General features: G+C 59.1%; 16 protein-coding genes. 3 read left to right on the top strand and 13 right to left on the bottom strand.

Annotated features, from left to right (window positions below):
- The first annotated feature begins 33 nt into the window (after positions 1-33).
- Positions 34-366: a DDRRRQL repeat protein YjdP gene (gene yjdP, locus AB1287_RS09190; protein WP_312627602.1), complete on the top strand. Its 333-nt coding sequence runs from the start codon at positions 34-36 to the stop codon at positions 364-366.
- Here the strand turns inward: yjdP and phnP are convergent.
- The 13 genes from phnP to AB1287_RS09125 all read right to left on the bottom strand — a co-directional run bounded on the left by phnP (position 363) and on the right by AB1287_RS09125 (position 9,768).
- Positions 363-1,121: a phosphonate metabolism protein PhnP gene (gene phnP, locus AB1287_RS09185; RefSeq protein WP_435617585.1), complete on the bottom strand. Its 759-nt coding sequence runs from the start codon at positions 1,119-1,121 to the stop codon at positions 363-365. The genes yjdP and phnP overlap by 4 nt on opposite strands.
- 94 nt (positions 1,122-1,215) lie before the next feature.
- Positions 1,216-1,647, bottom strand: a complete 432-nt coding sequence (gene phnO, locus AB1287_RS09180) for an aminoalkylphosphonate N-acetyltransferase (protein WP_435617584.1) — start codon at positions 1,645-1,647, stop codon at positions 1,216-1,218.
- Positions 1,637-2,203, bottom strand: a complete 567-nt coding sequence (gene phnN, locus AB1287_RS09175; protein ID WP_435617583.1) for a ribose 1,5-bisphosphokinase — start codon at positions 2,201-2,203, stop codon at positions 1,637-1,639. The genes phnO and phnN overlap by 11 nt, the downstream gene beginning before the upstream one ends.
- Complete coding sequence (phnM, locus tag AB1287_RS09170) at positions 2,203-3,339, bottom strand: alpha-D-ribose 1-methylphosphonate 5-triphosphate diphosphatase (protein ID WP_435617582.1); 1,137 nt, start codon at positions 3,337-3,339, stop codon at positions 2,203-2,205. The genes phnN and phnM overlap by 1 nt, the downstream gene beginning before the upstream one ends.
- A complete protein-coding gene (gene phnL / locus AB1287_RS09165; protein WP_435617581.1) occupies positions 3,336-4,016 on the bottom strand; it encodes a phosphonate C-P lyase system protein PhnL in 681 nt (226 codons plus the stop codon). Before phnL ends, phnM begins: the two co-directional genes overlap by 4 nt.
- 103 nt (positions 4,017-4,119) lie before the next feature.
- A complete protein-coding gene (gene phnK / locus AB1287_RS09160; protein WP_435617580.1) occupies positions 4,120-4,878 on the bottom strand; it encodes a phosphonate C-P lyase system protein PhnK in 759 nt (252 codons plus the stop codon).
- A complete protein-coding gene (phnJ, locus tag AB1287_RS09155; RefSeq protein WP_435617579.1) occupies positions 4,875-5,720 on the bottom strand; it encodes an alpha-D-ribose 1-methylphosphonate 5-phosphate C-P-lyase PhnJ in 846 nt (281 codons plus the stop codon). Before phnJ ends, phnK begins: the two co-directional genes overlap by 4 nt.
- Positions 5,713-6,777, bottom strand: a complete 1,065-nt coding sequence (locus AB1287_RS09150; protein WP_435617578.1) for a carbon-phosphorus lyase complex subunit PhnI — start codon at positions 6,775-6,777, stop codon at positions 5,713-5,715. The genes phnJ and AB1287_RS09150 overlap by 8 nt, the downstream gene beginning before the upstream one ends.
- The gene (gene phnH / locus AB1287_RS09145) at positions 6,777-7,373 is read right to left on the bottom strand and encodes a phosphonate C-P lyase system protein PhnH (protein ID WP_435617577.1); all 597 of its coding nucleotides are present in this window, start codon (positions 7,371-7,373) and stop codon (positions 6,777-6,779) included. Before phnH ends, AB1287_RS09150 begins: the two co-directional genes overlap by 1 nt.
- Positions 7,370-7,822, bottom strand: a complete 453-nt coding sequence (gene phnG / locus AB1287_RS09140) for a phosphonate C-P lyase system protein PhnG (protein ID WP_312627613.1) — start codon at positions 7,820-7,822, stop codon at positions 7,370-7,372. Before phnG ends, phnH begins: the two co-directional genes overlap by 4 nt.
- Positions 7,823-8,548 (bottom strand): phosphonate metabolism transcriptional regulator PhnF, encoded by a 726-nt coding sequence (phnF, locus tag AB1287_RS09135; RefSeq protein WP_435617624.1) that lies wholly within the window; start codon positions 8,546-8,548, stop codon positions 7,823-7,825.
- Between the two features lie 267 nt (positions 8,549-8,815).
- The gene (gene yjdN, locus AB1287_RS09130; protein ID WP_312627614.1) at positions 8,816-9,247 is read right to left on the bottom strand and encodes a VOC family metalloprotein YjdN; all 432 of its coding nucleotides are present in this window, start codon (positions 9,245-9,247) and stop codon (positions 8,816-8,818) included.
- Positions 9,248-9,432: 185 nt separating this feature from the next.
- A complete protein-coding gene (locus AB1287_RS09125; RefSeq protein ID WP_312627616.1) occupies positions 9,433-9,768 on the bottom strand; it encodes a zinc ribbon domain-containing protein YjdM in 336 nt (111 codons plus the stop codon).
- A 430-nt stretch (positions 9,769-10,198) separates the two neighbouring features.
- On the opposite strand from AB1287_RS09125, the gene crfC reads away from it, so the two are divergent.
- Both crfC and AB1287_RS09115 read left to right on the top strand, forming a co-directional pair.
- Positions 10,199-12,532, top strand: a complete 2,334-nt coding sequence (crfC, locus tag AB1287_RS09120; RefSeq protein ID WP_435617576.1) for a clamp-binding protein CrfC — start codon at positions 10,199-10,201, stop codon at positions 12,530-12,532.
- Entirely contained in the window at positions 12,529-13,401 is an 873-nt protein-coding gene (locus tag AB1287_RS09115) for a diguanylate cyclase regulator RdcB family protein (RefSeq protein WP_435617575.1), read from the top strand. The genes crfC and AB1287_RS09115 overlap by 4 nt, the downstream gene beginning before the upstream one ends.
- Positions 13,402-13,446 lie beyond the last annotated feature (45 nt).

Here is a 13,446-nt window from a genome sequence, read left to right as displayed (position 1 = left end):
GGCTGAGGTCAGTTCACTCCAGAGCCTGATCCGATGAAACGACCCGCAACGGCGCTGCTGTTTTGCACGCTCTCCCTGGCAAGCCAGCTGGCGCATGCCGATATCATTGATGATGCGATCGGCAACATTCAGCAGGCGATCAACGACGCGTACAAACCGGACAGCGATCGCGTTTATCACGACGATCGCGACGACGATGACAGCGATCGCCCGCAGAATACCGAACGCAGCCGTCAGTATGATGACCGCTACCGTCAGCTTGAAGACAGGCGTCGCCAGTTAGACGACAGGCAGCGTCAGCTCGACCAGGAGCGCCGTCAGCTCGATGACGAAGAAAATCAGCTGCGGGAAGAGTACGACCGCTAATCCACCACAATGTCCATTCCGTCAAATCCCGCTTCGATGCCTTCCGGCAGCGGGTTGTCCATCATCCACGCGTCAAACTGATGGCTGATGTGCGTCAGCACCACGCGCGGGCAGCGGACGATCTCGTTGATCGCCATAACCGTGTTCAGATCGCAGTGATTGCGCGGCGGCTCCGTGCGCGGCTCGTGGCTACAGTCGATGATCGTCACCTGCGGGCGGTTGTTGAGTAAAAATTTCAGCGTTTTTTCCGGCAGCCCGGCGGTGTCCGAGAGCCACGCCACCCGGCTGTGGGCGGATTCCAGCAGGTAGCCGAAGGTGAGTTTTGAATGGTTGAGCGGCAGCGGTGTGACCTGCAAGCCCTGCAGTTCAAACACCACAAACGGCTCGACGACGTGGCTGAAATCGAGCAGGCCGGGATGCTTAAAGAGATCGTCACACCCCTGCTCGTCCGGCGGCCCGTAAACGGGGATTTTATCACCCACGCCCCAGCGCAGCGGAAACAGGCCCTGCACGTGATCCATATGATAATGGGTGAGCAAAAACTGGCGGAAGCTGCCTGCTGCATGATGGTCCATCAGGTCAGGGATCCCCGCGTCCAGTAGCGTGACAGCGCCGTTGTAGCGCACTTCACCGCTGCATGGGCGACGGCGAAAATCGGAGTTGAGCCGTGCGCGCTGGCAGGCTTTGCATTCACAGCCGAAGGCGGGCACCAGCTGCGCGCCGCCGGTGCCGGTCAGGCGAATGGACAGGTTCATGGGTCACCTCGTCAGAGAGCGCCGGGTGGCGGCTTTGCCTTACCCGGCCTACAAAACCGTAGGCCCGGCAAACGCAGTGCCGCCGGGCAATTGTTCACAGCGTCTTCTTAAACCGAAAATGGCTCTGCTCGTACCCTTCTCGCTGGTAGAAACGGTGCGCATCGGTACGGACCTTGCCGCTGGAGAGCTCCATCAGGCTGGCGCCGTTTTTGCGGGCTTCGTCTTCGGCCCATGCCAGAAGCCGTTTACCAACGTTCAGGCCGCGCATCTGCGGCAGGACGACCAGCTCCTGAATCTCGCCAATCCAGCAGTTGAGGTTCAGCGGGAACATGATCTGGATACCGATAAGCCCGACGACTTCGCCGCTTACCTCGGCCAACTGATAGCGCTGCTGCGGGTTGTTAAGGTTCGCGGCAAAGCCCGCCGCGAAGGTGTTGCGGTCATAGGCTTTCTTTTTCAGCTCGCAAATCAGGCCATAAACGGCTTCGGTATCGGCGAGGCTTGCGGGGCGAAGGTCACAGGACATGCTGGCTCTCTTTCTGGTTTCCATGAGTGCGGATCATCTGCAAAAAGGTGTCCACAGACTGTAGCAGACTGCCGTCGTTGTTCAGCATTAAACAGCCGGTGGGCGTGTAGCGTGCGGCGCGATCGAGCCGCTGTGCTATCTCTTTTTGCGTTTCCCTTCCGCGTTGTTCGAGGCGGCTGCGCAGCACATCGGGTGACACCTGCAAACACACCGGCAGCAGCGCATTGGCATAGCGGGCCTTCGCCTGCGGCAGATGGGCGCGAGAACCGTTCACCACCACGTCAAACCCGGCGTGCAGCCAGACGTCGATTTCAATGCCGACGCCGTAGTACAGCGCGTTGGCGTGCCAGCTCAGGGCGAAAAGCTGGCGCTCGGCGCGGGTGAAAAATTCATGCTCGCTGAGCGCGATATGGTTTTCGCTTCCGGCACTGGCTGGGCGGGTAATGTAGCGATGAGCGACCAGCATCTGTGCGTGTTCCTGCTGGCGTAACGCCGCCAGCAGGCTGTCTTTCCCTGACCCGGACGGGCCGACTAACCAGATAAGTCTTCCCGTCATCAGAACACCCTCTTGCCCTGGCGCCACACGTGGTCGATATGCACGTGCTCGCCTTTGCGGTGCACCAGCACCAGGTCCGCGCGTTTGCCTTCGGCAATCACGCCACGGTCGGAGAGATTAAGCGCCCGCGCGGGGTTGCGCGTGACGAGGTGAATCGCCTGAGGCAGGTTGAACGCATTGCGATCGTCGTCAGCGATGCGGAACGCGGCGTCCAGCAGGCTCGCCGGGTAATAGTCAGACGAGAGAATATCGAGCAGGCCGCGTGAGGCCAGTTCATGTGCCGCCACGTTGCCGGAATGCGAGCCGCCGCGCACGATGTTCGGGGCACCCATCAGCACGTTCATTCCAAGCTGGCGGGAAGAGTGCGCGGCTTCGAACGTGGTGGGAAATTCTGCGATCACGCTACCAATCTGATGCGATTCCACAACATGCTCGTGCGTAGCATCGTCGTGGCTTGCCAGCGCAATATTACGCGCGCGGCAGGCTTCGGAAATGGCCATTCTGTTCGGATACGACCACTCCTCTGCCAGCGCGGTTTGCTCGGTTTCGAAACGCGCCATCTGCTCGTTGGTCAGGTGATATTTGCCCTGATAGTACTCGCGATATTTCGAACGGTCGGCGTACTGGCGCTGGCCCGGCGAGTGATCCATCAGGGAAACCAGCGACACCAGCTCCCGGTCGACCAGCTTTTCAAACAGCGGCAGGGTGGTGAAATGCGGCAGCTCGCAGCGCAGGTGCAGGCGATGCTCGGCGCGGTTGAGGCCGCGCTTTTGCGTGTCCTCGACGGCGTTGATCATCTTCTCTAAGTTTTCCAGACGATCGCCGCCGTCGCGTACGTCGCCAATCGCCACCGCGTCCAGCACGGTGGTGATGCCGCTTGCCACCATCAGCGCGTCATGGCTGCTCATTGCCGAATGCGCGGGCCAGTCGACTTTCGGGCGCGGGGTGAAGAATTTATCAAGGTTGTCGGTGTGCAGCTCAATGAGCCCCGGCAGCAGCCAGCCGCCTTCGCCGTCCATTGCCTGCGGATTCTGGCTTTGGGTTTCGGCGAAGGTACGGATCACGCCGTCCTGAATATCAATGGAGCCGTGAACCACTTCATTTTCCAGCACTAACTTCACGTTGTTGATAATCATGCTGCGGCTCCCATCGGGTACAGGCGGTCGGCGACGCGGGAGCGCACCGCTTCATCATGGAAAATGCCGACGATCGCCGCGCCGCGCGCCTTGGCTTCGTCGATAAGCTGAACCACGGCGGCGCTGTTCTTTTCATCCAGCGAGGCGGTGGGTTCATCAAGCAGCAGAATCGGGTAGTCAACGACAAACCCACGGGCGATGTTGACGCGCTGCTGCTCGCCGCCGGAGAAGGTTGAGGGCGGCAGGTGCCACAAATGTTCCGGCACGTTCAGGCGCGTTAACAGACTCGCGGCTTTGACATAGCACTCATCGCGAGGTACGCCGAGATCCAGCAGCGGCTGCATAACGACGTCGAGCGCCGAAATACGTGGGATCACGCGCAGGAACTGACTTACCCAGCCGATGGTGGTTTTGCGCACTTCCAGCACTTTGCGCGCCGGAGCGGTGACTAAATCGACCCACTCATCACCGTGCCTCACGTGAATGTGGCCCGTGTCCGGCAGATAGTTGGCGTACAGGGAGCGTAAGAGAGTTGATTTTCCGCTGCCGGAATGGCCATGCAGTACGACGCATTCCCCGGCGTCGACGGTCAGTTCGGCTTTCCAGAGCACCGGCAGGTGAATGCCGTTTTGATGATGCAGGACGAAGGTTTTACTCAGGTTTTCAACGCGAATCATGTTGGCCTCGTGATTCTGATTGCCGGGTGGCGCTGCGCTTACCCGGCCTACAAATATATGGCGCTGTAGGTCGGGTAAGGCAAAGCCGCCACCCGACAAAAAGTCAGTTCTGCAATACGGACGACACCAGTAGCTGGGTATACGGATGGTGCGGGTCGTCGAGCACGCGGTCGGTTAAGCCACTTTCCACCACCTGGCCCTCCTTCATCACCATCAGTCGGTCTGCCAGTAGGCGGGCGACACCCAAATCATGGGTGACAATCACCACCGCCAGATCCAGTTCCACCACCAGGCCTCTGAGCAGGTCGAGCAGGCGCGCCTGCACGGAGACGTCAAGGCCACCGGTGGGCTCGTCCATAAACACCAGCTTCGGGTGCGTCACCAGGTTGCGGGCGATTTGCAGGCGCTGCTGCATGCCGCCGGAGAACGTCGTCGGCAGTTCGTCGATGCGTGATGGCGGGATTTCCACCGCCTCCAGCCACTGCTGCGCGGTTTCGCGAATGTGGCCGTAGTGGCGCGCCCCGGTGGCCATCAGGCGCTCGCCGATGTTGCCGCCCGCCGAAACCTGGCGGCGCAGGCCGTCCATCGGGTGCTGGTGGACGACACCCCATTCGGTGCGCAGCAGGCGACGGCGCTTGCCTTCGCTCATGCCGTACAGCGACTGGTTTTCGTAAACCACTTCGCCCTGCTGCGGGGCCAGGCGTGCGGAAATGGCCTTCAGCAGCGTGGTTTTGCCGGAGCCGGATTCGCCGACGATACCGAGGACTTCGCCAGGCCACAGCTCAAACGAGACGTCGGTGAAGCCTTTGCCTGGCGCATAAAGGTGGGTCAGGTTATTGACCGAAAGTAGCGGCTGATTCATTGGTTTAGCGCCTCGCTCTGTTGGCGGCAGTAGTCGGTATCGGAGCAGACAAACATCCGTTTGCCGGTGTCGTCGAGCACCACTTCATCGAGGTAGCTGTGGCGCGAGCCGCAGATGGCGCAGGGCTCATCCCACTGCTGGACGGTGAACGGATGATCGTCGAAGTCGAGGCTTTCCACTTTGGTATACGGCGGCACAGCGTAGATACGCTTCTCGCGACCGGCTCCGAACAGCTGCAGCGCGGGCATATTGTCCATTTTCGGGTTGTCGAATTTTGGGATCGGCGACGGGTCCATGACGTAGCGGTTGTTGACCTTCACCGGGTAGGCGTAGGTGGTGGCGATGTGGCCGAAGCGGGCGATATCTTCGTACAGCTTCACCTGCATCACGCCGTACTCTTCCAGCGCGTGCATGGTGCGGGTTTCGGTTTCGCGCGGCTCGATAAAGCGCAGAGGCTCCGGAATCGGTACCTGGAAAATCAGAATCTGATCCTCAACCAGCGGCGTTTCGGGAATGCGGTGACGCGTCTGGATAAGCGTCGCGTCTTCGGTTTTTTCCGTGGTATTGACCCCGGTAACACGTTTAAAGAAGTTACGGATAGAGACTGCGTTGGTGGTGTCGTCGGCACCCTGGTCAATCACCTTCAGCACGTCCGCTTCGCCGATAACGCTTGCGGTGAGCTGAATACCGCCGGTGCCCCAGCCGTAAGGCATCGGCATTTCACGCCCGCCGAACGGCACCTGATAGCCGGGAATGGCGACGGCTTTCAGAATGGCGCGGCGGATCATGCGCTTGGTTTGTTCGTCGAGATACGCGAAGTTATAGCCGCTGAGATTAGCCACGGTTGCGCTCCTGTTGCAGGCGTTTAAGCAGTTCCAGTTCGGCCTGGAAATCGACGTAGTGGGGCAGTTTGAGGTGTGAGACGAATCCTGCGGCTTCGACGTTATCGGCGTGGGCCAGCACGAATTCCTCGTCCTGCGCCGGGCCCGCAACGTGCTCATCGTACTCCGGTGCCTGAAGCGCCCGGTCCATCAGCGCCATCGCCATTGCTTTACGTTCGCTGAGGCCGAACACCAGCCCGTAGCCGCGCGTGAAGTGAGGCGCTTCCTCTTCCGGGGCGACAAAGCCGTTGACCATTTCGCATTCGGTCATCAGCAGTTCGCCGACGTTCACTGCAAAACCCAGCTCTTCCGGCACAATTTCCACGTTAACGTGGCCGCTGCGGATTTCCCCTGCAAACGGGTGATTACGCCCGTAGCCGCGCTGCGTGGAGTAGGCCAGTGCCAGCAGATAGCCTTCGTCGCCGCGCATCAGCTGTTGCAGGCGGGAAGCGCGTGAGCACGGATAAACCGGCGGCGTGCGGGTGATATCGTCCGGCGTGGCGCCGGTATCTTCTTCGGCTTTCGCCAGTCCCTGGTGGGTCAGCAGGCTGAACACGTGCGGCGAGGCGGCGGGCTGTTCATCGCCCGGGCGAACGCCAGGCGTTTCGCCGTTCGCCAGCAGGGCGAAATCCAGCAGGCGATGCGTGTAATCGTAGGTGGGGCCAAGCAACTGGCCGCCGGGCACGTCCTTGTACACGGCGGAGATACGGCGCTCGATGCGCATGTCGGCGGTGTTAATCGGCTCGCTGACGGCGAGTTTTGCAAGGGTGGTGCGGTATGCGCGCAGCAGGAAGATGGCTTCGACGTTATCACCGCTGGCCTGCTTCAGCGCCAGCGCTGCCAGTTCGCGGTCGGCGATGCCGCCTTCGGTCATCACCCGGTCAACGGCGAGGTTGAGCTGTTGCTCGATTTGCTCCACGGTAATCTCTGGCAGGGCCGGATTACCACGGCGTTTTTGCTCCTGCAAAGCGTGCGCGGCGGCGATGGCCTTTTCGCCCCCTTTGACGGCAACGTACATCAGCAAACCTCCACGTGAGTGGTACGCGGGATGGCCAGCAGGCGGTCGCCGCAGGTCAGAATCAGGTCAACGCCCAGCGGGAACGGGTGCGGGCGTTCGGTCAGCTCATGCAGAATGCACGCCAGCAGCTGTGGGGCGATCATCCGCTCTTCCTGAATGCCCGCGCCGGTCAGGCGCAGCATGCGGCCACCGCTCAGGCTGTTCAGCTGCACAATCAGCGTGGCGCTGGTTTCCGGAGCGATGGCGCTGCCTGCCGAGAGCGCATTCAGCTGTTCGGTGCTGATAGAGGCATCGGTCACGGCGAACAGCGCGTGGTGCGGCTGTTCCACTAAAGGCGCGTTGGTGTGAAAACGCAGGTTCTGACGGGCGATGTCGTTGTCCAGCGGGCCGGAGAGCCACACCGGCGTATCGTTATCGGCGAGCGTCAGCAGTACGCTGGTGGTGGCAGGTGAGAGCGGCTGCCAGCCGTGCTTATGTTGATGCAGCGACACAATCACGCCGGGCTCGCTCATGGCCTTCAGCAGACGGCGAAAACTGTGTTGGGCATCCTGCACCGGAAGCGGGAAAGCGGTTTTCAGTTCGGTAGAAAGCGTCATGCGTTGTCTCCACGCACTAAGGTAAAGAAGTCCACCCGGCTGGCGTTCACTTCTGCCTGACGCGCGGCAATGCGCGCTTCGCGTTCGGCTTCCAGCGGGGCAATTAAGGTTTCCATCAGGGTCCGGAACCGGGATTCGGTTTGCAGCAGGGCATCGATAAGCGCGCAGCGTTCGGCGTGGGCTTTATCGCGCCCGAGGATCCAGCTGTAGCCGATCGTCCCGTCAGCCAGGCGCACAGCGGCGCGGGTCAGCGTGGCGTCTCCGGCGAAGAAGCGGGAGCCCGTGGCACCCATCCGGGCCTGGATTTGCACCAGCCCGCTTTCGGGCGTGCGCAGGGTTTCATACTCAGGCGAGAGCCGTAGCGCCTGCATGCGGGCAGCGAGTGCAGCGGGCTCGCTGTGGGCCAGCGCCGACATCCAGCGCTGGCGGGTTGCGGTATCGAAGGGCATTCAGTGCTCCATGGTGAATTCAATCATGTCGGCGCGGGTCAGGCTGACGGAGTACTCCGCCGCGTTCGCTTCGCTTTCACGGTGGTTCAGGGTGCGCACGCACAGCAGCGGCGCCATGTTCGGAATTTCGAGGACCTTGCTTTCTTTTGCCTGGGCGCGACGGGCGCTGATTCGCGTCTGGGTGCGCGTCAGGCCCAGGCCCAGTTCGGCATACAGAAAATCGTGCAGCGAGCCGCTGTTGAAGCGCTGCAGCGCAGGCCAGAACTGCATGTCGGCAAAGTAGTGATCGATGAGGCACAGCGCGACGCCGTTGACCCGACGCAGGGTGCGCAAGTGGATAACGTTGTCGCCTTCCTGAACCCCCAGCGCATCCGCCACGTGACCAGAGGCCGGGCGCAGCACCGACAGCAGCTTTTCGCTGGTCGGGTGGCTGCCCTGATCGAGCAGGTTCTGGCTGAAGCGGGCCTGAGCGTTGAGCGGGTAATCGAACGGGCGCATCAGCACCAGCACGCCCACGCCCTGACGGCGCTGAACCCACCCTTTTTCCACCAGCTGATCGATGGCGCGGCGAAGGGTATGGCGGTTGACTTCAAAACGCGCCGCCAGCTGATGTTCGGCCGGAAGGTAGTCGCCGCAGCGGTACTGGTTGCGCAGCTCCTGCTCGAGCTTCGCGGCAATCTCCTCGTAGCGCGTCGGATAACTGGTCGGATGTCTGGACAAGTTGATCATAAGGTAGACCTCTTCAACGTATGCCTGGCCTGTAATCCTCACCCTAGCCCTCTCCCTGTAAGGGAGAGGGAACAGTAAGGTGCTTCGGTATAACAAGGTGCAGTGGTTTTTCTCCCTTGCCCCTCCGGGGAGAGGGGCGGGGTGAGGGGGAATTGTCCACATCGTGACGAGGCAATATGACAGCGCCGTTAAGGCACGGTGACTGAGAGATGAAGAGTTAAGGTGAGTCGTGTGACAGGGCGAGTGGCCTCGCCCTGAAGGAGGTTACTGCTGCTGTTTGACGACGTTTATCATCCACGGCACGCCGAATTGATCGACGACTTTGCCAAATCCGTGTGCCCAGAAGGTTTCCTGCCAGTCCATTTCGACCTTGCCTCCCTGCGCGAGCCCATCGAACCAGCGCTTCCCTTCGTTGACGTCCTGAGTGTCGAGTACCAGCGTGAAGCCGGAATAGCTGACGCTGCCAGGCGTGCCGTCGCTCATCATGATGTCGCTGCCCGCGATACGTACGTTGGAGTGGGCGATAGCCTCGGGCGGAAAAGACAGGGCGGACGGACAGTCTTCGTCGCTGTTTTCCGATTTTGGCATTTCACCAAAGGTAATGACGTAACCGACTTCTGCGTTTAGCGCCTGCTGATAAAAAGCGTGGGCTTCTTTGCAGTTACCGGCAAAAGAGATGTAGGGACTTAAAGGCATAACCACGACCTCGGTCTGAATTGACCCGGTAAGTGTAGCTATGTGATGGAAAAGTAACCAGGCGGTAAAAGTTGGGGCGGCGGGAGGAAATGCCCGGCGGCACGTTGTTTGCCGGGCCTACAAAACCAGCATTACCTCACAGGCCCGGTAAGGCGTGGCCACCACCGGGCGATCGTGTCGAGGGATCAGTTTTTCTTCACGAACTCGGATTTCAGCTTCATCGGGCCAAAACCGTCAATTTTGCAGTCGATGTTGTGATCGCCCTCAACGAGGCGGATATTCTTCACTTTTGTGCCGATTTTAAGCATCGAAGAGCTGCCTTTCACTTTCAGGTCTTTTACCACGGTGACGCTGTCGCCGTCGGCCAGCAGGTTGCCGTTTGCGTCTTTCACGATAAGCGCATCGCTGTCCTGAGCAGGCTCGGCGTCGTTCCATTCGTGGGCGCATTCCGGGCAGATAAACATGCCGTTGTCTTCATAGGTATATTCAGAGTTGCATTTTGGGCAATGTGGCAGAGACATAGGAACCTCATAATAATTGAAAATGCGCCACAGACCGGAGAAACTGCCGCTGAGCGCTAAAAGTATGAGTATTATACTGCATATCCCCATGCTTGTCGGGACTATTTACCTTCGGCTTTGTAACATCAGCCTCCGTCTGTACAAATTTCTCCGTTTCCAAATTGCCGACAAATGCAGTTTACGTTATGGTGAAGATCACATATCTGATTATTACCCGGCGCTATCTTATTCTTGCTCTTTCGTCAGGAAGTTTATACGCAATATATCCTGTCGGATGTGGCGTATGGCGCTACTCTGTATATCTCCTGATTGTTTACGCTCTGCGAATTCTGCCGTGGGTACGGATAATTATATAAGAAATTAAAATCGGGAAATAAAAAAGTCTGACTAATAAAAGTTATTAAATTTGCGTTAAGGGAATACTTTAACCATGTACACACAGACAATATTTGAACTGAGTCAGGAAGCTGAGCGTTTGCTTCAGCTGGCATTACGACATCTCGATACCGTGAGCGGACTTCCGGGCCATGCGTTGAGCGACGTACAGGCCCTGACGGGGGCGCCAGAACGTCATCCGGGAACGCATTTATTGACTACGCAGCAGGGCATGCTGAATAACGAGCTGCGTAAAATTACCCGTCTGGAAATGGTGCTGGCCATTGTCGGCACAATGAAAGCGGGAAAGTCCACCACCATTAATGCCATTGTCGGCACTGAGGTTTTACCCAACCGTAATCGCCCGATGACGGCACTACCAACGCTTATTCGTCATGCGCCGGGTCAAAAAGAACCCGTACTGAACTTTATTCATGTGGAACCCATAGAACGTTTAATGCACGAGCTGCAGGAGAAACTCGGCTACGTCGACAGAACAAAGCTGGCGCTTAAGTTAGAAATTGATAAGGACATGAACGCGCTGCTCGAACGTATTATCGGCGGTGTCGCGTTTGAAAAACATTATCTCGGCGCGCAGCCTATTTTTCAGTGTCTGAAAAGCCTCAACGATCTGGTGCGCCTCTCCCGGGCAATGGACGTTGATTTTCCCTTTGCCGACTACGCGGCAATTGAGCATATTCCGGTGATTGAGGTGGAATTTGTTCATCTGGCGGGGCTGGGTAAAAACGCCGGGCAACTGACGCTTCTGGACACGCCGGGGCCAAATGAGGCCGGGCAGCCACATCTGCAAAAAATGCTCAACGAACAGCTGGCCCGCGCCTCCGCGGTGCTGGCGGTGATGGACTACACCCAGCTGAAGTCGATTTCCGATCAGGAAGTGCGCCAGGCCATTGCCGCGATCAGCAAGTCGGTGCCGCTGTATGCGCTGGTTAATAAGTTCGATCAGAAGGATCGCAACAGCGACGATGAAGACCAGGTTCGGGCGATGATTTCCGGCACGCTGATGAAAGGGTTTATCACGCCGGGGCAGATTTTCCCGGTGTCATCGATGTGGGGCTATCTGGCCAACCGTGCCCGCCATGAGCTGAATATCTACGGAAAACTGCCCGATCATCAGGAGCAGCGCTGGGTGCAGGATTTTGCCGAGGCGGCGCTGGGGCGACGCTGGCGCACCGCCGATCTGGATGATGTTCCTCATATTCGCCATGCCGCCGATCTGCTGTGGGAAGACTCTCTGTTCGAAAAGCCGATCAATAAGCTGCTGCACGCGGCCCACGCCAACGCCTCGCTGTTCGCATTGCGTTCGGCCTCGCATAAGCTGCTGAACTACTCACAAAATGCACGGGATTTCCTGGAGTTTCGCCTGCAAGGGCTGACGATGGCCGCCGGGCAGCTTCAGGAGAATATTGCCCGTCTGGAAGAGGATATGGCGCAGTTTGGGGGGCGCCAGCGCGTGGTCAGTGAAGAGATAAGTCATGAAGTCGGGCAGGCGATGGAGGCCGCAGAAGCCTTTATTAGCGGGCAACAACAGGAAATTTTACAGCTGATTGAGCGCTGCTTTAGCGTCGAGAATCTGCGGGTGATGAGTCTTGCCAACGGAGTGGAGGTGAACGGGTCGCAGCAGAATAACCGTGGTGAGTTGATTCTGGAGGACGAGGCGCAAGCGCACCGTCTGCTTAGCCTTATTCGCGCCGATTGTGAAAGCACGGTATTCACCTGCCAGCAAAGCCTGATTCGCGAGCTGTCGCTGCGCCTGGGCCAGTTGGAAACGTCGCTAAGCCGCTCGCTGGACGACGCGCTCAGGCCGATTGAATCTCACGTAAAAGAGGAGCTGCAGCGTGCCGGGTTCCGCACGCGGATAGCGCTCCCGGTATTTCAGTCAGGCTCCCTGCAAATCACTATGCCGCAGTGGTTTAACGGCACCGTTGCGACCGAAGATTTGCCAATGGGCAACGTGCGCGGCGGGGTGCGGGAAACGGTCAGCCGCTGGCTGAACAATCCGAACTGGGGCTCGGACACCTGGGTGATGACAAAAACGCGCTATATCGTTGATGTTGATGCCATTAAGGGGCGAATTATTGACAGCGTGTCGACCTTCTGCGCACAAATCCTTAAAGCTTTGGCGGCGGATGTCGATGTCTCTGTTACGGCGGGCATGACGGCCTTCTTTGCCGAGTTTTCACAAAGCCTGGGTGGTTTGCAGAAAAGTTTGCAGGAGAGCCTGACGTTACGCCAGCAGCATCAGTCCACGGTAAACGCCCTTTGCCAGCAGCTCACGCAGGGCCTGGCAACGGTACGCTGGATTGAAGAGGATGCGCGCCTGTTGCGCGATGATATTCAAACCCTTTTTGCGGCTGAACAGAGATGAACACGCGATTGCTGGAGGGGCCGGGCCGCTGGCTTGAATCCCTCCATGCCCGATTTATGGTCGATCTGGTGCTGGGGATAGAAAACCCCCGGCAGCACACCCTCGCCCCCCAGCAGCAACAGTTTCGTGAGCGTCTGATGAATGAGATCGTGGCGCAGACCCATCTGCGGCCGTGGTCCGTGGCGGGGCTGTTTAGCGATAACCCCGTCATGCGTCTCGGCCTTGCGGAGAAGCTCGCCAGCCAGTTCGATCCCGGTCATCTGGCGCTGGCGCGCATGAGCCGCTATTTACAGCTTTTACAGACCAGAAGCCACGGCTCGCCGGAGCTGCGCCAGCAATATGGCCTGGTCAGCGAGCAGTTTAGCCAGCGTGCCGAATACAAGCAGCGTGCGCTGACACAGCGTGGGCTGATGGTTGAGTCGGGCCAGCACAGCGACGAGGTGTTTACCCGCTGGCACGCCGGACAGTATGACGGCTGGTCGCTGGCAGGGCGCTGTTTCATTGTGCTGGAGGAGCTGCGCTGGGGCGCATTTGGTGATGCCTGGCGGCTGGCGAATGCCGGGGTGCGAGGCCTGCTGAGAGACAGCCTGCGAAAAATGACGTCACAGTATCTCGCCGAAGGCATCGGCGCGGCGACGGAAACGCGCCATTTTTACCACCAGTGGCTGGCTTCGCCCACGTCACCTGGCCTGATGGATTATAAAGAGATGCTGGCGTGGCTTGGCAGCCGCTGTGATGCAGTGCGTCAGCCCGTGTGCTGGTCGGTGACGCAAACCTGGCAGCCGGTGACGCTGGGGATGCCACGGCTTTGTTCAGCGGCTCGTCTGGTGGACGCGATGATCGAAGAGCTGTTTGTGGATGAGGTTTGATTGCCGGGCGGCACTTCGTTTGCCCGGCATGCGATAAAATTGCCT

It is taken from the genome of Scandinavium sp. UTDF21-P1B, assembly GCF_040750395.1.
In the GTDB taxonomy this organism is placed as follows: Bacteria; Pseudomonadota; Gammaproteobacteria; order Enterobacterales; family Enterobacteriaceae; genus Scandinavium.
This window is presented reverse-complemented; position numbering and strand designations above follow the sequence as displayed.